22 protein-coding genes are annotated in these 19,800 nt (G+C 58.3%); 16 read left to right on the top strand and 6 right to left on the bottom strand.

What is annotated here, in order from left to right; translation table 11 throughout:
- Nucleotides 1-40 precede the first annotated feature (40 nt).
- Nucleotides 41-487: a hypothetical protein gene (locus E0D86_RS13990; RefSeq protein WP_256681223.1), complete on the top strand. Its 447-nt coding sequence runs from the start codon at nt 41-43 to the stop codon at nt 485-487.
- Between the two features lie 76 nt (nt 488-563).
- Here the strand turns inward: E0D86_RS13990 and E0D86_RS13985 are convergent, their stop codons facing one another.
- Together E0D86_RS13985 and E0D86_RS13980 are read right to left on the bottom strand one after the other, a co-directional pair.
- Nucleotides 564-1,385: an enoyl-CoA hydratase gene (locus E0D86_RS13985; RefSeq protein ID WP_131650644.1), complete on the bottom strand. Its 822-nt coding sequence runs from the start codon at nt 1,383-1,385 to the stop codon at nt 564-566.
- A gap of 245 nt (nt 1,386-1,630) precedes the next feature.
- Nucleotides 1,631-2,875 carry an ABC transporter substrate-binding protein gene (locus tag E0D86_RS13980; RefSeq protein WP_131650643.1) on the bottom strand — a complete coding sequence of 415 codons (1,245 nt, stop codon included), beginning with the start codon at nt 2,873-2,875 and terminating at the stop codon, nt 1,631-1,633.
- Between the two features lie 211 nt (nt 2,876-3,086).
- Here E0D86_RS13980 and ung point away from each other — a divergent pair, with 211 nt between their 5' ends.
- The gene (gene ung / locus E0D86_RS13975) at nt 3,087-3,782 is read left to right on the top strand and encodes a uracil-DNA glycosylase (protein ID WP_131650642.1); all 696 of its coding nucleotides are present in this window, start codon (nt 3,087-3,089) and stop codon (nt 3,780-3,782) included.
- Between the two features lie 36 nt (nt 3,783-3,818).
- On the opposite strand, the gene E0D86_RS13970 is transcribed toward ung, so the two are convergent.
- The 3 genes from E0D86_RS13970 to E0D86_RS13960 form a co-directional block, all read right to left on the bottom strand.
- Entirely contained in the window at nt 3,819-4,331 is a 513-nt protein-coding gene (locus E0D86_RS13970; RefSeq protein WP_131650641.1) for a DUF4142 domain-containing protein, read from the bottom strand.
- 200 nt (nt 4,332-4,531) lie between these two features.
- Nucleotides 4,532-5,368 carry an HDOD domain-containing protein gene (locus E0D86_RS13965; protein WP_131650640.1) on the bottom strand — a complete coding sequence of 279 codons (837 nt, stop codon included), beginning with the start codon at nt 5,366-5,368 and terminating at the stop codon, nt 4,532-4,534.
- Nucleotides 5,369-5,413: 45 nt separating this feature from the next.
- The gene (locus E0D86_RS13960; RefSeq protein WP_131650946.1) at nt 5,414-6,361 is read right to left on the bottom strand and encodes a folate-binding protein YgfZ; all 948 of its coding nucleotides are present in this window, start codon (nt 6,359-6,361) and stop codon (nt 5,414-5,416) included.
- A 152-nt stretch (nt 6,362-6,513) separates the two neighbouring features.
- Here E0D86_RS13960 and E0D86_RS13955 point away from each other — a divergent pair, with 152 nt between their 5' ends.
- Nucleotides 6,514-6,768 carry a succinate dehydrogenase assembly factor 2 gene (locus tag E0D86_RS13955; RefSeq protein WP_131650639.1) on the top strand — a complete coding sequence of 85 codons (255 nt, stop codon included), beginning with the start codon at nt 6,514-6,516 and terminating at the stop codon, nt 6,766-6,768.
- Nucleotides 6,752-7,207: a protein YgfX gene (locus tag E0D86_RS13950; RefSeq protein WP_131650638.1), complete on the top strand. Its 456-nt coding sequence runs from the start codon at nt 6,752-6,754 to the stop codon at nt 7,205-7,207. Before E0D86_RS13955 ends, E0D86_RS13950 begins: the two co-directional genes overlap by 17 nt.
- Here E0D86_RS13950 and nadB read toward each other — a convergent pair.
- Nucleotides 7,176-8,789, bottom strand: a complete 1,614-nt coding sequence (gene nadB, locus E0D86_RS13945; protein WP_131650637.1) for an L-aspartate oxidase — start codon at nt 8,787-8,789, stop codon at nt 7,176-7,178. The genes E0D86_RS13950 and nadB overlap by 32 nt on opposite strands.
- Nucleotides 8,790-9,252: 463 nt before the next feature.
- Here nadB and rpoE point away from each other — a divergent pair, with 463 nt between their 5' ends.
- The 12 genes from rpoE (at nt 9,253) to pdxJ (ending at nt 19,769) form a co-directional block, all read left to right on the top strand.
- Nucleotides 9,253-9,834, top strand: coding sequence for an RNA polymerase sigma factor RpoE (gene rpoE / locus E0D86_RS13940; RefSeq protein ID WP_131650636.1), 582 nt, complete (start codon nt 9,253-9,255; stop codon nt 9,832-9,834).
- Nucleotides 9,835-9,865: 31 nt separating this feature from the next.
- The gene (locus E0D86_RS13935; RefSeq protein WP_131650635.1) at nt 9,866-10,465 is read left to right on the top strand and encodes a sigma-E factor negative regulatory protein; all 600 of its coding nucleotides are present in this window, start codon (nt 9,866-9,868) and stop codon (nt 10,463-10,465) included.
- Between the two features lie 8 nt (nt 10,466-10,473).
- Nucleotides 10,474-11,418: a MucB/RseB C-terminal domain-containing protein gene (locus E0D86_RS13930; protein WP_131650634.1), complete on the top strand. Its 945-nt coding sequence runs from the start codon at nt 10,474-10,476 to the stop codon at nt 11,416-11,418.
- Nucleotides 11,415-11,921 carry a SoxR reducing system RseC family protein gene (locus E0D86_RS13925; protein ID WP_131650633.1) on the top strand — a complete coding sequence of 169 codons (507 nt, stop codon included), beginning with the start codon at nt 11,415-11,417 and terminating at the stop codon, nt 11,919-11,921. Before E0D86_RS13930 ends, E0D86_RS13925 begins: the two co-directional genes overlap by 4 nt.
- Nucleotides 11,899-13,311: a DegQ family serine endoprotease gene (locus tag E0D86_RS13920; RefSeq protein WP_131650632.1), complete on the top strand. Its 1,413-nt coding sequence runs from the start codon at nt 11,899-11,901 to the stop codon at nt 13,309-13,311. Before E0D86_RS13925 ends, E0D86_RS13920 begins: the two co-directional genes overlap by 23 nt.
- Before the next feature lie 192 nt (nt 13,312-13,503).
- Nucleotides 13,504-15,303: a translation elongation factor 4 gene (gene lepA / locus E0D86_RS13915; protein ID WP_131650631.1), complete on the top strand. Its 1,800-nt coding sequence runs from the start codon at nt 13,504-13,506 to the stop codon at nt 15,301-15,303.
- Between the two features lies 1 nt (nt 15,304).
- A complete protein-coding gene (lepB, locus tag E0D86_RS13910) occupies nt 15,305-16,162 on the top strand; it encodes a signal peptidase I (protein ID WP_131650630.1) in 858 nt (285 codons plus the stop codon).
- A gap of 89 nt (nt 16,163-16,251) precedes the next feature.
- Nucleotides 16,252-16,629 carry a DUF4845 domain-containing protein gene (locus E0D86_RS13905; protein WP_131650629.1) on the top strand — a complete coding sequence of 126 codons (378 nt, stop codon included), beginning with the start codon at nt 16,252-16,254 and terminating at the stop codon, nt 16,627-16,629.
- Complete coding sequence (gene rnc / locus E0D86_RS13900) at nt 16,626-17,315, top strand: ribonuclease III (protein WP_131650628.1); 690 nt, start codon at nt 16,626-16,628, stop codon at nt 17,313-17,315. Before E0D86_RS13905 ends, rnc begins: the two co-directional genes overlap by 4 nt.
- Entirely contained in the window at nt 17,308-18,219 is a 912-nt protein-coding gene (gene era / locus E0D86_RS13895; RefSeq protein WP_131650627.1) for a GTPase Era, read from the top strand. Before rnc ends, era begins: the two co-directional genes overlap by 8 nt.
- 109 nt (nt 18,220-18,328) lie before the next feature.
- Nucleotides 18,329-19,030 carry a DNA repair protein RecO gene (gene recO, locus E0D86_RS13890; RefSeq protein WP_131650626.1) on the top strand — a complete coding sequence of 234 codons (702 nt, stop codon included), beginning with the start codon at nt 18,329-18,331 and terminating at the stop codon, nt 19,028-19,030.
- A complete protein-coding gene (pdxJ, locus tag E0D86_RS13885; RefSeq protein ID WP_131650625.1) occupies nt 19,023-19,769 on the top strand; it encodes a pyridoxine 5'-phosphate synthase in 747 nt (248 codons plus the stop codon). Before recO ends, pdxJ begins: the two co-directional genes overlap by 8 nt.
- The last annotated feature ends 31 nt before the right edge of the window (nt 19,770-19,800 follow it).

Here is a 19,800-nt window from a genome sequence, read left to right as displayed (position 1 = left end):
GGTCGCAACGTTCAAGCAGAGCGGCTGCTGGAGGTATTCGATGAAGATTCCATTGGTGATCTTGCTGCTTGGTCTGGGCTTCGGGACCCAGGCATGCGCGCAATCACGAGGTGGCGTGTGGGTGTATCAGCCGGATGGCGGCAGCTATCGCGTCGAAAACCGCGCCTACCAGTACGACCCGCGCAGCCCGTACTCGCAGCACCGGCAATATCCGCAGAATTTGCCGCCGCGCTATCAGGGTCAGCTACCGCCGCAGTATTACGATCGACATCGGGGAACGGACCGGCAGCGCTGGAGCCATGAGCGCCGCGGTGAGATTCATCGGCCGCAACGTTGGAATGATGGACGCAAGTCAGGGTTCGACCGTCCTCAACGTTGGCATCGCGAACACCCCCAACGCTTTGGTCGGTCTCCGATGATTCGTGACGGGCGTGACTACCGGATGCATCAGCGTCGTGATTTCAACGGCCGGCATCATCGGCGTTGAGAGGTTGACCCGCTTTTTCGGCACGCTCGGGTGCGCCCAAGCCTGGGCGTGACCGAGCCGTTGCGGTGATAACGGGCTAACGATTTCTCCAGCGCGGTTCGCGCTTCTCAAGAAAGGCGTTGACGCCCTCCAGGGTATCTTCGGCTTCGAACAGATCGACGAAGGCTTCGCGTTCGGCAGCTGCGAGCATTACTGGTCCGCGGCTGCGCATGGAATCTATCAGTGGTTTGATCTTGCGTATGGCCACAGGGCTCTGACTTGCCACGCGGGAGGCTAGCAGCAGCGCATGCCCGCGAGCCTCGCCAGGTTCCACCACTTGTTCTACCAGACCGATACGCATCGCCGTTTCCGCTGTTATCCGTTCACCACAAAGAATCATCCGCTTGGCCCAACCTTCACCCACCAGCCAGGCAAGCGCCTGTGTGCCTCCGGCGCATGGCAACAGGCCGACCGAGGCTTCCGGTAAACCGAGTTGTACGTGCTGTTCGGCAATGCGGATATCGCAGGCCAGTGCACATTCCAGCCCACCGCCGAGAGCGAAGCCGTTGATGGCGGCTATCGATACCCCGCGAAATTCGCGTAGAGCCTCGAAAGCCTCACCGAAGCGTCTCGCCATTTCTCGAGCGCGGGTTCGATCGCCATCAGCGAAGAGTTTGAGGTCGGCGCCAGCGCTGAAGAATTTCTCACCCTGCCCGCAAATGACGAGCGCGTACACGTCGTCGTCATGATTCAGGTGTTCGACGACCTGTTTGAGGCCGATCAGTGATTCGCGGTCCCAGGTATTGGCGGGTGGGTGGTTGATGGTGATCAGTGCGGTATGCCCATGCTTTTCTACGGTCAGCTTGTGGGTCAGATCGAAGACCCCAGACTTGTAAGGTTCAACTGCGGTGCTGCTCATGATGGACGTCCTCGTCGGAATCAACTACGTGCGACTTGTCTGCATCAGATACGCGATTGAGCCGCGTGTTGCAGAACGATGGTCATGACGGAAACCGTTAGATGAAGTCTAGGCGCGATCCGTCCAGGTATGACCAGAACGATTGGAATAGCCGCTGAGACCAAATAGGACAGTGCGCGCTCTGATGCGCGCAAGGAGAGAACGTCGGAGCGGCTTGGGCTGGACAGCGCCGCTCCGGCTTCAAGCTATTGCAGCGCCAGCGTCTGATTGCCAGAGCGGCGTTCGGCCTGCCATTCGGCAAGGGTTGGCGCAGCCTGCTCTCCGGTCAGGCGATGAACGATTTCGAAGTAGTCCTGCTTGAAGCGGTCCTTGAGCACTTCCTCGCGCGGCTTGACCTTCACCGCGTACACCGTCTGAGCGTTCTGATGATCGAAGGCCCGCCATTGCTGCTCGTCCTTGAGCAGGGTGTAACGATGACCTTCGAGCGCCGCGATGATTCGCTCGCTGTCGAGGCTGCGTGCGCGATTCGCGGCGTCGGCCCACTGGTAAACGATGCTGTAGGCCGAGGCTGCGGAACTGGATGGATGGGTCTGGTAACGCTCGTCGAAACTTTTGACGAACTGCTTGCCAGCGACCGACCCCTCCAGCTCTGGTACGCGCCAGGTCCACGGCTCTGTGCCCAAAACGCCGCGCATGATGTCCGGCCCGGCCGTTTCGACCATGCTCAGCGTCAGGTTGGGCACCGCGACCTGCATTCTCTTGTTCAGGCCGAGTTCATCGGCGATCCGCATCGCGCGGACCAAGTCTTCCCCGAACAGCACCAGCACGAGTACCTCGGCCTCGCTTTTGGCTACTTCGGTCAGGGCGGCACGATAGTCGGAAAGGCGTGCGCCGGGAAAAGCCGTGCTGATGCTGGGATGTCGGCTGCTGTCCTGCGTGCCGGTTGCCTGGCGCAGAGAGCTTTCGCTGGTATGGCCCCAGGTGTAGTCGGAGGTGATGTAGAAGTAGCGCTTGTTGGGCAGGTGCTGGTTCAGATACTGGCCCAGCACCTTTGCGCTCATCCAGGCGTTGTTGCACTCGCGGAACATGTAGCGATGGGCATCCTTCCCGGTCGTGTCGTTGGAATAGGTGAGGGTGCCGAAATAGAGCAAACCGCGTTCCTTGGCACGCTTTCCGGCGGCAATGGCGACAGCACTCGAAGCGCCACCAAACAGCATGGCAGCCCCCTCGTCGGCTAGCTTGTCGACGTTGGCTACGGCTTTTTCCGGGCGCGACGCGGAGTTGCGGGTGGACAGCTTCAATGGGCGGCCCAGTACGCCGCCGTTGGCGTTGATTTCATCGATGGCCAGCAGTGCGCCGCGCATCTGCGAGAGGCCTTCCTCTTTGTAACTGCCGGTGCGGGGGTAGTTGAGGCCGAGAGTGATCGGATCGGCAGCTTCGGCAGCCAGGCAGAACCCTAGCCCCAGAGCCAGGAGCGTAATCCGTTTCATTGCAGAGTCCTTATTGTATTTGTTGTTGGTGAGAGGCTTTTTACTGTGCCCTGCGGCTTTTCGTCACGCATTCATTGGTCGTATACGGGGGAACCTTTATGTAAGTGTGCGGTAGGCAACATTTCGCGAAACGAATGCTTGGGCGGCCTCGCGCGTTGACTCCCCGCAATCCTTTGCTTAGGGTTCAGCGCCTCGCAATCAGGGCAGCGCTATGAGTCAGGTTGATCGCGTCAAACTCGAAGAAAGCTGGAAGGCCGCGTTACAGAACGAGTTCGAGCAGCCTTACATGAAGGAGCTGGGTGCGTTTCTGCGCAGCGAAAAAGCGGCTGGAAAGATCATCTATCCGCCGGGACCGTTGATCTTCAATGCATTGAATTCCACCCCTGTCGATCAGGTCCGGGCGGTCATTCTGGGGCAGGATCCCTACCACGGCGCCGGGCAGGCACACGGCTTGTGCTTTTCGGTACAGCCAGGCGTGGCGCCGCCGCCGTCGCTGCAGAACATTTTCAAAGAGCTCAAGCGCGACCTGAATCTGGACATCCCTCGCCATGGCTATCTGCAGCACTGGGCGGATCAGGGCGTTCTGATGCTCAACACCTCATTGACGGTCGAGCAGGGGATGGCAGGGTCCCACGCGAAGAAGGGTTGGCAGCGCCTGACGGACAGAATCATCGAAGTGGTAAGCGAGCGATGCTCGAATGTGGTGTTCATGCTCTGGGGCGCGCATGCTCAGAGCAAGGCAAAGCTGATCGATCCGACCAAGCATTTGCTGCTCAAATCGGTACATCCGTCGCCGCTATCGGCTCACAGAGGGTTCATCGGTAACGGACACTTCAGTCGCGCCAACCAGTTCCTCAAACAACAAGGTAAGGAGCCGATCGACTGGCGACTCCCTAGCGACGTCTGAAGCGTGGCGCCGCGTCTGCGGCGCCAATCGACAGTCTTACTGGTTACCACCGTGGGCAGCGGCCAGTTCCTGGGCGTGCTGCAGGTGCTGCTCCAGCTCCTTCAGCGTCGTTTCGGCAAACTGCTTGAGTTCGGCGTTTTCACCGTTCTTTGCATATTCGCGATACAGCTCGATGGTTTGTTCGTGGGCCATGACCTGATTGTTGGCATAGGCTTGGTCGAAATTCTCACCTTCACGCAGCTTGAGGATCATGGCTTTGGCCTTATCCATGAGAGCCGCTTCGTCCGACATTTCCAGATCGTCGTGCTGGCCGGCAATCTCGGCAAGCTTCTGATTCGATTTGGTGTGGTCGTCGATCATCTTCTGCGCGAACGTCTTGACGTCTTCAGCAGTGCCTTTGTCCAGCGCCAGCTTGGCGGTTTCGATTTCCGCCATGCCTTTTGCGGACGCTTCGTCGACGAAATTTTCACCTTCCGCCGCTAATGCAAAGTTTGCCGCCACACCGAATAGCACTGCTGCAGCACCAGAAAAGAACGCTTTAGGGGTCATTTTTGTTCTCCTTCATCTACCTGACAGACAGGTGCGGCCGAGACGTGACCGGCGCACCAGCGTGATACGGCAAGTACGCCGTTAATCTTGTGACTTGGCGCGGCGGTAGCGGTTCATTGCATGCGGCCAACGGTCAGCAACCTGAGTCCAGGCGCGGCAGGCGAGAAGGATTGCGGGTGCCAGGCAGCACCCGCGAGGGGTTACTGCAACATGCTCATCGCCGCATCCATCGCGGCGGACAGATCTTCGTCCTCCTGTAGCAGCGTATTCGGGTTGAGTCCCAGCTTGCTGAATGCGGGAATCTGGTTCCAGTCGAGCTGGGTGTAAGGATGAGAGGTTCCGATGTAACTCTGCAAGGTAGCGACCTGAACGATGTCGACGTAATCCACCTTGTCCGAGATGCGAGAGAAATTCAGATGCTGGCCGGGAACCGCTGCGATTGGCTCGGGGAATTCCCAAGCGCGCAGAATCTTTTCCCCAATGACCGGATGGATTCGATCGATGACATGATTAAGGCTTATGGAGTCGCTGAGCAGGGCGCTATGTTCTTCTGCGTACGTCAGGATCGGTAGAACGCCGATCTGATGAATCAACCCCGCCAACGTCGCCTGATCAGCCGGAAGCCGCGTGAAATTACGGCACAGAACATGGCTAATGGCGGCTATTTCGGTGCTCTTGTTCCAGACCTCTCGCATTTTGCGATCGACCACGTCCGTCGTCGCCTGGAACATCTGCTCCATGGCAAGGCCGGTCGCCAGGTTCGAGGTGTAATTGATGCCAAGACGGCTTATCGCCATTTGCAGGTCGTTGATCTCCCGGTTGGTGCGCAGCAGGGGGCTGTTCACGACCTTGATGATGCGCGCCGTAAGAGCAGTGTCGTTGCCGATCACCTTGGCCAGGGTCGGAATGCTCACGTCGGGATCTTCCGCAGCTTCACGGACTCGCAGTGCCACTTCCGGTAGCGTCGGCAGGACCAGCTCGTCACTTTCGATCGCTTGCATCAGTTCCTGCAGAACTTTATCGGCAAGAGTACTCATGTCTCTCCTTAATGGGTGATTCTGTGTTGGGCATGGCAAGTAAGGCTAACGCTGGATTTCGCGGTCCGCGTTCAGGGTGTACGGCAGGTCGCGCAAGGTCAGCGGAATACCATCGGGTGAGCCGAGGAATATTCGCCCGTCGGCTGCGGCGTCTTCCTGCAGAACTGCTAGCAGTTCCAGCCCGCCCGCAGCACTTGCCGCCAACACCACTTCCCCAACGCTGGAACCATGGACTGGTGAATACAGTTCGACACCCGGTTCCGGCACCGTGGTATCGGCGTTTTCAGCGGCAAGCCGATGCAAACGGCGCTTCAGCTTGCCGAGATATTGCATCCGCGCAACGATTTCCTGGCCGGTATAGCAGCCCTTCTTGAAGCTGACCCCGCCCAGTGCCTGGAGGTTGATCATTTGTGGGATGAAAAGCTCCTGGGTGGCAGCTACGACCTGGCCAATACCTGCACGAATTTGCGCCAGCAACCAGGAATCGATCGATGCTTCGGAAAGCTGGGCGGCGAGCCGCAGGCGTGTGGTTTCGGCATCCTTCGCGCGCGTCCATAGTTCGGCGCGGCCATCGGCAAGGCGGACGGCGATCAATCCGTGGGTGGAAACCACTTGATCCGCGTTCGCGGAAAGATCCAGGCCGAGACTGACCAAGGCGCCGTCCCCGGCGCTGAGGCCGAAACGAACCCATTCGTCGCTTTCGTCATACAGCTTGGATTTCGAGAACGCTGCGTATTTGGTGAGCTCGGCAAGCTGCGTTTGCACCAGGGCGCGATCCATCGCCAACAGATACCCATCGCCTTCCACCAGAATGCGGAAGCTAGATTGCATACGCCCTTTAGGCGTGCAACGCGCACCGAGACTCGAATGTTGCGCGTCGAGGTAATTCAGGTTGCAGGTCAGCTGTCCCTGCAGAAACTTGTTCGCGTCCGGGCCGCGTACGGCCAGGACACCTTCGTGCGACAGGACGCAGAAAAAAGCAGTATCGGTCATGACGGGACGCCGTGGAGAATCAGGACCGGCATCATAGCAGGACGCCGACAAAACACAGTGTGCACCAGCTGCCACTCCGCATCGGACGTCAACAGGGCGCCGGCCGTTGCGCCAGTCGGTATAATGCTGGCCCTTCACTCAGGAGTATTTGCATGGTCGAACAATCCGAACTCAATCGCCTGTTCTGGCAGAGCCGTCGCGGCATGCTCGAACTGGACGTTTTGCTGGTGCCCTTCGTCAAGGAGGTTTATCCAGAGTTGAACGAAGAGGATCAGCGCCGCTACCGTAAGCTGCTGAGTTGCGAGGATCAGGACATGTTCGGCTGGTTCATGGAACGTGCCGAGCCGGACGATGAAGATTTGCGCTACATGGTTCGCATGATCCTAGATCGTGTCCAGCCCAAGTAGCCACCTGTTCGAATGCCGCTGGCAGAGATCTGGCGTGCTGCTGGCGCTCTATATCGCAGTACTCTCGTTGGCAATCGTTATCCTGCTGGTGATGCCGGTTCCGTTCTGGCTGTGGTTGCTCGGCTTGTTACTATGCCTATTGCATGCCGCCTGGATCGTACCGTCGCATATCCTGCTGGTTCGTGATTCTTCCTGGCTCGGTCTGCGTCACGACCAGCAGGGCTGGTCGCTCTGGAGCCGCCGCGCCGGCTGGCAACCCGTCCAGTTGCGGCCCGACAGCATCGCGCTGCCCCTGGTAGTGGTGTTGCGCTTCAAGGTGCCGGGCGACTGGTTCGTTCGGAGCGTCTGCATTCCGCGAGATGCAATGTTGCAGGCACAACATCGGCGTCTGCGGGTCAGGCTGAAGTTCAGTCGCCGTAGGTGGGCGGCGCCAGAATAGTGTCCTGCGCTCCCGGAAGTTGCTCGGGATAATCCAGCGTGAAATGCAAGCCTCTGCTTTCCTTGCGCTGTATCGCCGAACGGATCATCAGTTCCGCCACCAGCGCCAGATTTCGCAACTCGATAAGATCGCGGCTGACTTTATAGTTGCTGTAGAACTCGTCGATCTCGCCCAGCAACAGGCGCACTCGGTGCTGCGCGCGCACAAGACGCTTGCTGGTCCGCACGATGCCAACGTAGTCCCACATGAAGCGCCGCAACTCATCCCAGTTGTGCGCAATGATGACGTCCTCGTCCGAGTCGGTAACCTGGCTTGCATCCCAGGTTGGCAGGGAGTTTGGCGCCTGCACCGATGGCAGCTCGCGAAGAATGTCCTGAGCGGCGGCTTGGGCGTAGACGAAACACTCCAGAAGTGAATTGCTCGCCATGCGATTGGCGCCGTGCAGGCCGGTGAAACTGGTTTCACCAATGGCATAGAGTCCCGGAATGTCGGTTCTTCCTGCCCGGTCGACTACGACGCCACCGCAGGTGTAGTGCGCTGCCGGTACCACTGGAATTGGTTCACGGGTGATGTCGATACCGAACGTCAGGCAGCGCTCATAGACGGTAGGGAAATGTGCCTTGATGAATTCCGTGGGCTTATGACTGATATCCAGGTAGACGCAATCGATACCTAGGCGCTTCATTTCATGGTCTATCGCCCGAGCCACGATGTCGCGTGGTGCCAGTTCGGCGCGGGCGTCGAAGCGCGGCATGAAGCGCTCGCCGTTCGGCAATTTGAGAATCGCGCCCTCGCCGCGCAATGCTTCGGTGATCAGAAAACTTTTGGCTCTGGGGTGGTACAGGCAGGTGGGGTGAAACTGATTGAACTCCAGATTGCCGACTCGGCATCCGGCGCGCCAGGCCATGGCGATGCCATCGCCGCAGGCACCATCCGGGTTACTGGTATAGAGGTAGACTTTCGCGGCACCGCCTGTCGCAAGCACGACGAACCTTGCGTGGAAGGTATCCACCTCGCCGCTCGCTCGATCCAGCACATAGGCGCCGAGACAGCGCTTGCCGTTCAGGCCCAGCTTGCGCTCGGTGATCAGATCGACGGCGACGCGCTGGTGCAGCAGGTCGATGTTGTCTCTGTCTTGGGTGCGGGCAAGCAGAGTATTGAAAATGGCTGCGCCAGTCGCGTCAGCGGCATGAATGATGCGGCGGTGACTGTGTCCGCCTTCCCGCGTGAGGTGATATTCAAAGCTGCCATGCTCGCGATCGGCTTCATCCCTGGTGAAGGGAACGCCTTGCTCGATCAGCCAGTGGATGGCTTCGCGGCTGTGTTCGACCGTGAATCGTACGGCTTCCTCCTTGCACAGCCCGCCGCCGGCGATGAGAGTATCGGCAACGTGAGATTCGATCGTGTCGGTATCATCCAGCACGGCCGCAACGCCACCCTGGGCCCAGTATGTCGAGCCATTAGCCAGGTCGCCCTTGCTCAATACCGCGACACGAAGCGTGGTAGGCAAATTGAGCGCAAGCGTCAAACCGGCGGCGCCGCTACCTATGACAAGAACGTCGTACTGATGATGTTGGCTCATTTCGAATCTCATGTCTGAGGGGCTGCGGCACTACAAACGCCATGCGCTCTGCCGGGAATTGCCAAGGCTGCGTTCCGCGCCTGTCCGGCTTCATTTTCGGCGGCAACGCGACTCGCAGCGAAACGGAAATAGGCCCTAGTATATAGAGGTGCATCCCCGGCAAAATAGCGGCCCGTTTTTATGTGGCTGATGCTTTGGAACTTTTCTTGCAAGCCTGTCTCTATAGACAGTTGTGTAGGCGACCCGACTGGCCATCGTTCAAGGGGCGGTTGGATTTTGCTGCGAATACTAAGAGGGCGTTATCAGGGCGATCCGTCCTGACGCGTCGCTCGCCAATGCCGTTAGGTGTGTTGCAGAAAAGCTTGCTTGAAGGGGGAGAACTTTTGTGTAAAGCCCGGGTCTATTCTGGCAGGTCAGCTCGCAGGCGGGCGCAGCACCCCTTCCAGGTCAGGGAGGAGTGTTTATGCTAACGCAGGAGCAGGACCAGCAACTGGTCGAGCGAGTGCAGCGGGGAGATAAGCGGGCTTTTGATCTGTTGGTACTGAAGTATCAGCATAAGATCCTTGGGTTGATCGTGCGCTTCGTACATGATTCCCATGAGGCGCAGGATGTTGCGCAGGAAGCCTTTATCAAAGCCTATCGCGCGCTTGCGAATTTTCGCGGGGACAGCGCCTTTTATACCTGGCTGTACCGCATTGCTATCAACACGGCAAAAAATCATCTAGTGGCGCGAGGAAGGCGGCCACCTGACAGTGATGTCAGTTCCGAAGACGCTGAATTTTATGAAGGCGACCACGCTCTCAAAGACATCGAGTCGCCGGAAAGAGCGCTTCTCAGGGATGAAATAGAGGACACAGTTCATAAAACCATACAGCAACTTCCAGAAGATTTACGCACGGCTCTAACACTGCGTGAATTTGATGGTCTTAGTTATGAAGACATTGCAAACGTGATGCAGTGTCCGGTGGGTACAGTCCGCTCGCGGATATTCCGAGCGCGGGAAGCCATCGATAAATCTTTGCAACCCCTGTTGCATGAATCCTGAGACAGCGGCGATAGCCAAGAGAGGAACCGCCATGAGTCGTGAAGCCCTGCATGAATCGCTGTCCGCGGTGATGGATAACGAAGCGGACGAGTTGGAATTACGTCGAGTGCTCGCCGCCGATGGCGACACCGAAATGCGATCGACCTGGTCGCGTTATCAGATTGCTCGTGCCGCAATGCACAAGGAGCTGATTGAGCCACGCCTGGACATCGCTTCGGCGGTATCTGCCGCACTAGCTGACGAGCCGGCCATCACAGTGGCCAAGCCACAGCGTTTTGCCTGGCGCAACATGGGGCGTATTGCTGTTGCAGCTTCGGTAACCGTAGCAGTACTAGCCGGAGTACGCCTGTACAATCAGAGCGAAGTTGCTGGTCCACAGATTGCTCAACAGGCTGCGCAGCCGAGCATCGCCGTGCCGCAGGCCAACCAAGGGCCAGCGGTATTGGCGGGCTACAGTGAAGGCGCAGGCGCACCGGAAGCTCAAGCAGCAGCTGCTGAGGGCTCTTCGGAAGGCTGGCATGAAAAGCGGTTGCCGGCGTATGTTCGTCAGCATGCTCAGCAGGCCGCTTTCGGTAGCGGTTCTGAAGGTGCACTGCCATATGCGCGTGCCGCCAGTATGGAAGAACGTTAAGGAACAACATGCGTGTAATACCGCTATGTGTGGTGCTTGGAGGCTGGCTATCGATGCCGGCCTTCGCTGCTGATGCCAGTACGTGGATGCAGCGCCTTGCGGTGGCTGAGGAGAAGCAAAGCTATCAAGGGACTTTCGTTTACGAGCGCAACGGCAGTTTTTCCAGTCATGCCGTCTGGCAGTTGGTGGAAGGGGAAGAGCTGCACGAGCGCCTCTTGCAGCTTGACGGTCCGCCGGTCGAAGTTTCATTGGTGGACGGCCAGGTCAAGTGCGCCAGCGAAGATCTAGCGTCTCAAATACGAGATGCCAAGCCATGGCGCCAGCAGCAGTTCGACCCCAAAAAGCTTTCCGATTGGTATACCTTCCAGGTAATAGGTGAGTCCCGGGTGGCTGGGCGTCCGACGGTGGCGCTGGCAATACGACCGCAGGATCAGCACCGCTACGGTTTTGAGTTGCATCTCGATCGAGAGACAGCGCTGCCGCTCAAGTCCCTGTTGCTTGATGAAAGCGGCCAATTGCTGGAGCGCTTTCAGTTCGTCCAGTTTTCGCCCTCGTCTGTCGAGCACGCGGACATAGAAGCCGGATCGGCCTGTGAGCCAGTCTCTGTGATTGCCGCGCAGGAGTCGACACCGAGCAAATGGCGATCGGATTGGCTTCCGTCCGGGTTTCAGCTTCTCGATTCGAACGTTCGCTCAAGTCCCGCGTCCGGTGAGCCCGTAGCCTGGCTGTCCTATGGCGACGGGCTTGCTCGTTTCTCGGTATTTCTCGAGCGGCTCGAGGGCGCTGTCGTCGAAGATGCGCGCAGTCAGATGGGACCGACCGTGGCGGTATCCAAGCGTATTTCAACTACCACTGGCGACGTCATGGTGACGGTTGTTGGTGAGATTCCTCTAGGCACCGCCGAACGAGTGGCACTGTCGATGCGATCCGGGTCCGATCAGGCGACGCAATGATTGAGGAGCCCGGCCGCGTAATTGCAGTGGAGCCTGGCGCGGTCTGGGTTGAGACACGGCGTAGTAGCACCTGCTCCGGCTGTTCCGCCAAAAACGGGTGTGGCCAAGGCCTGATGGATAAACTTGGCGTTCACCAGCAGCGTGGGCTGATCCGGGCGTTGTCCGATTTCCATTTGGACGTAGGCGATTCGGTTATTGTCGGCATCCGTGAAAGCGTATTGCTACGCGGCGCCCTTCTTGTCTATCTTTTTCCGCTGATTGCGCTGCTGGCGCCTGCCCTCATTGCTTCTGAGCTTTCGGCTGCCGAGCCATATGTAGTGCTCTCGGGAGTTGGCGGTTTCCTTGCTTCCTGGCTGATCGTACGCAAGCGCAGTCAGCGAGCTGCCGATGATCCGGGGTTGCAGCCCATTGTGTTGCGCGCAATGCTGGCAACCACTGAAGGGTACGGTCAGGCCGGTTTGTTTTCGTCAAGGGAGAATGATGTTGAAGGTTCTACGCAATAGCGGCTTCGCTTTTTTCGCTGTGTTGTTTTTCTTGGGACAGGCTTCGGTGGCTAATGCACAGCTGCCGGATTTCACTCCATTGGTGGAAAATGCTTCGCCTGCAGTAGTCAATATCAGCACCAAGCAGAAGGTACCGGCTCGTGGTGCGAATCCGCACATGCCAGATCTGGAAGGGCTGCCGCCTATTTTTCGCGAGTTCTTCGAACACAGCATTCCGCGCATGCCGGGTGGCGGACAGCAGCGTGAGGCTCAGTCGCTTGGGTCTGGATTCATCATCTCCGCTGACGGTTATGTGTTGACCAATAATCACGTGGTTGCCGATGCGGACGAAATAATCGTTCGCTTGCCGGATCGCAGTGAGCTGGAAGCCAAGCTTGTCGGTGCCGACCCTCGTACCGACGTGGCTTTGCTCAAAGTCGAGGCGACAGGGCTGCCAACTGTCAAGCTGGGTCAATCCAGTTCGCTCAAGGTCGGCGAGTGGGTGCTGGCGATTGGTTCGCCCTTCGGCTTCGATCACACGGTTACGGCTGGCATCGTCAGTGCGACGGGCCGCAACTTGCCCAACGAAAGCTATGTACCCTTCATTCAGACGGATGTCGCAATCAATCCAGGCAATTCTGGTGGGCCGTTATTCAATTTGCAGGGCGAAGTGATCGGCATCAATTCGCAGATATTCACCCGCTCCGGCGGTTTCATGGGACTGTCGTTCGCCATTCCTATCGATGTGGCTATGGATGTTTCCGATCAGTTGCGTGCGGACGGCAAGGTCAGTCGTGGTTGGCTGGGCGTAGTGATACAGGAGGTCAACCGAGATCTGGCCGAGTCCTTTGGTCTGGAGCGCCCAGCCGGTGCGCTGGTGGCGCAGGTGATGGACGGAGGGCCGGCAGCCAAGGGTGGTCTACGGGTCGGTGATGTGATTCTCAGCGTTGACGGCAAAGACATCGATATGTCCGCCGACTTGCCACACATGATTGGTACGATCAAGCCGAACACCAGAGCGAAGCTAGGTATCGTTCGTGATGGCGAGCGCGAGACGCTTACCGTCACCATCGGAGCTTTGCCAGAAGAAGGCGAAGGAGTGGCGGCAGCCGATAGTCGTACAGGAAAAAGCAGCAATCGACTTGGCGTCAAAGTGTCTGAATTAAGCGCCGAGCAGAAGCGCAGCCTTGATTTGCCTGGTGGAGTGGTCGTGAGTGAAGTGCTGAACGGTCCTGCCGCAATGATCGGTTTGCGTCCAGGTGACGTGATTACCCATCTGAACAATCAGGCCATCGACTCCGCGTCGACCTTTGGCCGCGTTGCAGAACAGCTGCCGAAGAACCGCTCGGTCTCCATGCGGGTGCTGCGCCAGGGTCGAGCAAGCTTCATCACATTCAAGCTCGCCGAGTAGATCGATAGACGAAGAAAAAAACGGCCTCCGGGCCGTTTTTTTGTGATCGGAAGGGTTTTTTCGAGCGTGGCGCTACATTTGCAGAGCCGGGAAGTGTTCCAGGGTCCGGCGTGGCGCTGAATAGACCTATCAGGTACACTTTGCGGCTATTTTCGGCGGGCAATCAGCCCGCGGCATATTGGGTGTTGAGCTGTGAGCGACCTGAGTCATATCCGCAATTTTTCCATCATCGCGCACATCGACCATGGCAAGTCGACCCTGGCCGACCGTTTCATTCAGATGTGTGGCGGTCTGACCGAGCGTGAGATGAACGCTCAGGTACTTGATTCGATGGACCTCGAGCGCGAACGAGGCATCACCATCAAGGCGCACAGCGTTACGCTTTACTACAAGGCTCGGGACGGCAAGACCTACCAGCTGAATTTCATCGACACCCCCGGACACGTTGACTTCACTTATGAGGTGAGCCGTTCGCTGGCGGCCTGCGAGGGTGCGCTGCTGGTCGTCGATGCGGGCCAGGGCGTCGAAGCGCAATCGGTTGCCAATTGCTATACGGCAATCGAACAGGGCCTGGAGGTCATGCCGGTACTGAACAAGATGGACCTGCCGCAGGCGGACCCGGAAAAGGTCAAGGGTGAGATCGAGCACATCATTGGTATCGATGCGACCGACGCTGTCGCTTGCAGTGCCAAGAGCGGCATGGGTGTAGATGATGTCCTGGAGCGTCTGGTCGAGGTCATTCCGCCACCGACTGGAGAGCTCGACGCACCTTTGCAGGCGCTGATCATCGATTCTTGGTTCGACAACTATCTGGGCGTCGTCTCGCTCGTGCGGGTGCGCCATGGTCGGATCAAGAAAGGCGACAAGGTACTGGTCAAATCCACCGGCAAGGTGCATCAGGTCGATAGCGTCGGAGTCTTCAACCCCAAGCACACCAGCACTGCTGATCTGAAAGCGGGCGAAGTGGGCTTCATCATTGCTGGCATCAAGGACATCCACGGCGCGCCGGTCGGCGACACGCTGACGCTGTCCAACACGCCGGACGTCGAGGTGCTACCTGGCTTCAAGCGCGTCAAGCCGCAGGTCTATGCCGGCCTGTTCCCGGTCAGCTCGGATGATTTCGAGGATTTCCGCGAGGCGCTGCAGAAGCTCACCTTGAACGACGCCGCACTGCAGTACGAACCTGAAAGTTCCGATGCGCTGGGCTTCGGTTTCCGTATCGGCTTCCTCGGCATGTTGCACATGGAAATCATCCAGGAGCGGCTCGAACGTGAGTACGATCTGGACCTGATCACCACCGCGCCCACGGTGGTTTACGAATTGGCGCTCAAGAATGGTGAGACCCTCTACGTCGATAGCCCGTCCAAGCTGCCGGATCTGTCGTCGATCGAGGACATGCGCGAGCCAATCGTAAGGGCCAATATCCTTGTGCCCCAGGAGCATCTGGGAAGCGTCATTACCCTCTGTATCGAGAAGCGCGGTGTGCAGCGGGATCTGCAGTTCCTCGGGTCGCAAGTGCAGGTGCGCTACGACCTGCCCATGAGTGAAGTGGTGCTGGATTTCTTCGATCGTCTGAAATCAGTCAGTCGTGGCTATGCCTCGCTGGATTACAGCTTCGAGTGTTTTCAGTCGGCGAACTTGACCCGTTTGGATATTTTGATCAACGGCGACAAGGTCGATGCGCTGGCGCTGATCGTGCACCGTGACAATGCTCATTACAAAGGGCGCATCCTAGTAGAGAAGATGAAAGAGCTTATCCCTCGGCAGATGTTCGACGTGGCGATCCAGGCGGCAATTGGCGGTCAGATCGTTGCTCGGAGCACCGTCAAGGCGTTGCGCAAGAACGTTCTGGCCAAATGCTATGGCGGTGACGTGAGTCGTAAACGCAAGCTTCTGGAAAAGCAGAAGGCCGGCAAAAAGCGTATGAAACAGGTCGGCAACGTAGAAATCCCGCAAGAAGCGTTTCTTGCGGTGCTGAAGGTAGATAGCTGATATGTCGATCAATTTCCCGCTGTTGCTGGTGATTGCCGTTGCAGTATGCGGTTTTCTGTCGCTGCTCGACCTAATGTTCTTTGCGCCGCGTCGTCGCGCTGCGATAGCGAACTATGAAGGTCGCACCGCTGGCCAGCCTGATCAGTCGACACTGGACGCCCTGAGCAAGGAACCGGTGCTGATCGAGTACGGCAAATCCTTCTTTCCAGTGCTGGCGATCGTCTTGGTGCTTCGCTCGTTTCTGATCGAGCCGTTTCAGATTCCATCGGGTTCGATGATACCGACGCTCGAGGTCGGCGATTTTATTCTGGTCAACAAGTTTGCCTACGGCATTCGCCTGCCGGTGGTGGACACTAAGATCATCGACGTCAGCGATCCAAAGCGTGGCGATGTGATGGTCTTCCGCTATCCGAGTGACCCGAACATCAACTACATCAAGCGAGTCGTTGGCCTGCCGGGAGATATCGTCCAATACAGCAGCGACAAGCGGCTCACCATAAACGGCAAGCCGGTCCCCGAAGTGCTGATCGGCGAAGAGCCGGGCAGCCTGGGTAGCGCCAAGCTGTACCGGGAGCAGCTGGGCGAGGTCGAGCATCAGATCCGCAAGGAGATGGGTCGCTACCGAGTCGAGCCCAATCGCGAGTGGCGCGTCCCTGAAGGTCATTACTTCATGATGGGCGACAACCGCGACAACTCCAACGACAGCCGCTATTGGCAAGATGCAGCGATTCCCGCTGAGTTTGCCGGCATGGTTCCGGACCGCAATATCGTCGGTAAGGCGTTCGCCGTGTGGATGAGTTGGCCGGATCCGAAGTTCAGCAATCTGCCACACTTCTCCCGAGTCGGTTTGATTCACTGAGTCTGTGATTCAGGGCCGGGTTCCCCTGGCCCGGCTCGCTATATTTGAGCAGCCCCGATTGGTGGGTAACGTACGACATAGAGGTCGACATGAGTTTTGCTCGTTCGCAAAAAGGGCTGTCCATGCTGAGCTGGATCATGATGCTTGCGCTGGTGGCGTTCGTGGCCAGCACTGCTTTCAAGATGCTGCCGCACTATTTCGACTATATGTCCATGGACAAGATCATCAGCGGAGTCGAAAGTGACAAAACGATGGAAGTCCGCACCGTTCGGGACTTTTACAGCCATGTCCGCAAGGGGATGGATGTAAATGGCATTCGCGACCTCGATCTGGAGGAAGCAATGAAAGTCGTCATCGAGAACAATGAATTCAAGGTCCATCTGGATTACGAAAAACGCGAGCCCCTGATCCGTAACCTCGATCTTGTGGCGAACTTCGATAAAGAATATCGCCTAAGGATGCCGTGAGCACTTCGTTAGCCCGTCTCGAGCGCAAGCTCGGTTATCAATTCAAAGACCAGGAGCTGATGCTGCTGGCCCTGACGCATCGCAGCTATGCCGGACGCAACAATGAGCGTCTGGAGTTTCTCGGTGACGCCATTCTCAACTTCATCGCTGGCGAGGCACTGTTCAGCCACTTCCCACAGGCCAAGGAAGGGCAGCTGTCCCGCCTGCGCGCGCGGCTGGTCAAGGGCGAGACCCTCGCGGTGCTCGCACGAGGTTTCGAACTCGGTGACTATTTGCGCCTCGGTTCGGGTGAGCTCAAGAGCGGTGGATATCGCCGTGAGTCCATCCTGGCCGACACGCTCGAAGCCTTGATTGGTGCAATCTATCTGGACGCCGGCATCGAGGCCGCACGCGACCGCGTGCTCGCCTGGCTTGCCAACGAACTGCAAGGACTGACGCTGGTCGACACCAACAAGGACCCTAAAACCCGCTTGCAGGAGTTTCTGCAGTCGCGCGCCTGTGAATTACCGAAGTACGAAGTGGTGGCGATTCAGGGAGAACCGCATTGCCGCACGTTCTTCGTCGAGTGCCAGGTGTCACTGCTCAACGAGAAGACACAAGGGCAGGGCGCCAGCCGGCGCATTGCCGAACAGGTTGCCGCCGCCTCGGCATTGATCGCCCTTGGCGTGGAGAATGGCCATGACTGATGAACATCTGCAGGACGATGCGGTAAGCCGCTGTGGTTATGTCGCAATCGTTGGTCGTCCCAATGTTGGTAAGTCGACGTTGCTCAATCATGTGCTCGGGCAGAAGCTCGCAATAACTTCACGCAAGCCGCAGACCACGCGCCACAACATGCTCGGGATCAAGACCGAAGGTGCTGTCCAGGCCGTCTACGTCGATACGCCCGGACTGCATAAGAACGGCGAGACCGCTCTTAATCGCTACATGAACCGTACTGCCTCTTCGGCATTGAAGGATGTCGATGTGGTGGTGTTCGTCGTCGACCGCACGCGCTGGACCGATGAGGATCAGCTAGTGCTGGAGCGCGTTCAATATGTCGAAGGGCCGGTGATCGTCGCGGTGAACAAGACCGATCGCGTCGAGGACAAGGGCGAGCTGCTTCCGCATTTCGAGTGGCTGGCACAGCAACTGCCGAGAGCCGAGATCGTGCCGATTTCCGCTCAGCACGGGCAGAACCTGGATGTGTTCGAGAAGCTGGTGGCGTCGCACCTGCCGGAAGGCGAGCACTTCTTTCCGGAAGATCAGATTACGGACCGCAGTAGCCGCTTCCTCGCCGCTGAGCTGGTGCGCGAGAAGATTATGCGTCAGCTGGGCGCCGAAGTGCCTTACCAAATCACCGTCGAGATCGAGGATTTCAAGCAGCAGGGGCATGTTCTCCATATCCATGCGCTGATCCTCGTCGAGCGCGACGGACAGAAGAAAATCATCATTGGTGACAAAGGCGAGCGGATCAAACGCATCGGTCAGGAAGCGCGCAAAGACATGGAAGTGCTGTTTGATTCCAAGGTCATGCTCAATCTCTGGGTGAAAGTGAAGAGCGGTTGGTCCGATGACGAGCGAGCCCTGCATTCGCTGGGCTACCAGTAAGCGATAAGACGAGAAGAGAGGCTCGGGGCGAGCGACTGAAAGCTTGAACCGATTGCAGGTATGGGCCAAGGGATTGGCCCAAGTTTTCCAGCTTCCAAGCGCTTAGCCCATGGACTCCATGCTTCCCCAGACCGCCTTCGTCCTGCATAGCCGTCCCTATCGCGAGAGCAGTGCTTTGGTGGACTTCTTCACGCCTGAAGGACGACTACGAGCCGTGCTTCGCGGGGCGCGTGGGAAAGCAGGGACGTTGGCGCGGCCGTTCGTGCCGCTCGAGGTGGAATTCCGTGGGCGTGGCGAGCTGAAGAATGTCGGGCGGCTGGAAAGCGTCAGCCAAGCCTACTGGCTCGACGGCAACGCACTGTTCAGCGGCATGTATCTCAACGAATTGCTGATTCGCCTGCTTCCCGCTGAAGATGCTCACCCGGCCATGTTCGATCACTACGCCGCGACATTGCCTGCGCTGGCGGCCAAGCGCCCGCTCGAACCCATACTTCGTGCTTTCGAATGGCGATTGCTGACCGAGCTCGGCTATGGGTTCGCCCTCGATCAAGATATCGCTGGGCAGCCGATCGTCAGCTCCGGGCTTTATCGATTGTTGCCGGATACCGGCCTCGAGCCTGTCGGTCAGTTTCAGCCCGGGTTATTCAAAGGCGCGGAACTCCTGGCCATGGCCGAGGCCGATTGGGAAGTGCCAGGCGCTCTAGCCGCAGCGAAGCGATTGATGCGCCAGGCGCTGGCGCCACATCTGGGTGGTCGACCTCTGGTCAGCCGTGAATTGTTCATGAACATAAAGGAGGTCCCGCGTGACTGAAGCCAATCGAATTCTGTTGGGCGTCAATGTCGATCATGTTGCGACGCTGCGTCAGGCGCGCGGCACGCGTTACCCAGACCCGGTCAAGGCGGCGCTGGACGCCGAAGAGGCGGGAGCCGATGGCATTACCGTGCATCTGCGCGAAGACCGTCGGCACATCCAGGAGCGCGACGTGCTGATGATGAAGGACGCGCTGCAGACCCGGATGAATTTCGAAATGGGCGTGACCGAGGCGATGCTGGCTTTCGCCGAGCAGTTGCGTCCGGAACATGTCTGCCTGGTGCCGGAAACGCGTCAGGAGCTCACCACCGAGGGTGGCCTCGACGTCGCTGGCCAGGAGTCGCGCATTCGTGATGCCATTGCTCGCCTGGCCGCCTGCGGTGCGGAGGTCTCGTTGTTCATCGACGCTGATCCGCGGCAGATCGAAGCGGCAGCGTGCATAGGCGCTCCGGCTATCGAGCTGCATACTGGGCGTTACGCAGATGCCCATAGCGTGTCTGAACGGGCTTGCGAGCTGGCGAGAATTCGCGAGGGTGTCGAGCTCGGTCTGAGCCACGGATTGATCGTCAATGCGGGCCACGGCCTGCACTATCACAACGCCGAGCCCATCGCGGCGATCCGCGGTGTCAACGAGCTGAACATTGGCCATGCGATCGTTGCCCATGCGTTGTTCGTCGGCTTCAAGCAGGCCGTCAAGGAAATGAAGCACCTAATCCTCACCGCCGCAGCACGAGGCTGATGAGTGCGGCGGTCCTGCGTTACGGTCGCCT

This window comes from Pseudomonas sp. IC_126 (assembly GCF_004331835.1).
Lineage (GTDB): Bacteria > Pseudomonadota > Gammaproteobacteria > Pseudomonadales > Pseudomonadaceae > Stutzerimonas.
The sequence above is the reverse complement of the archived record's forward strand: the minus strand, read 5'-3'. Positions and strand labels throughout refer to the sequence as shown.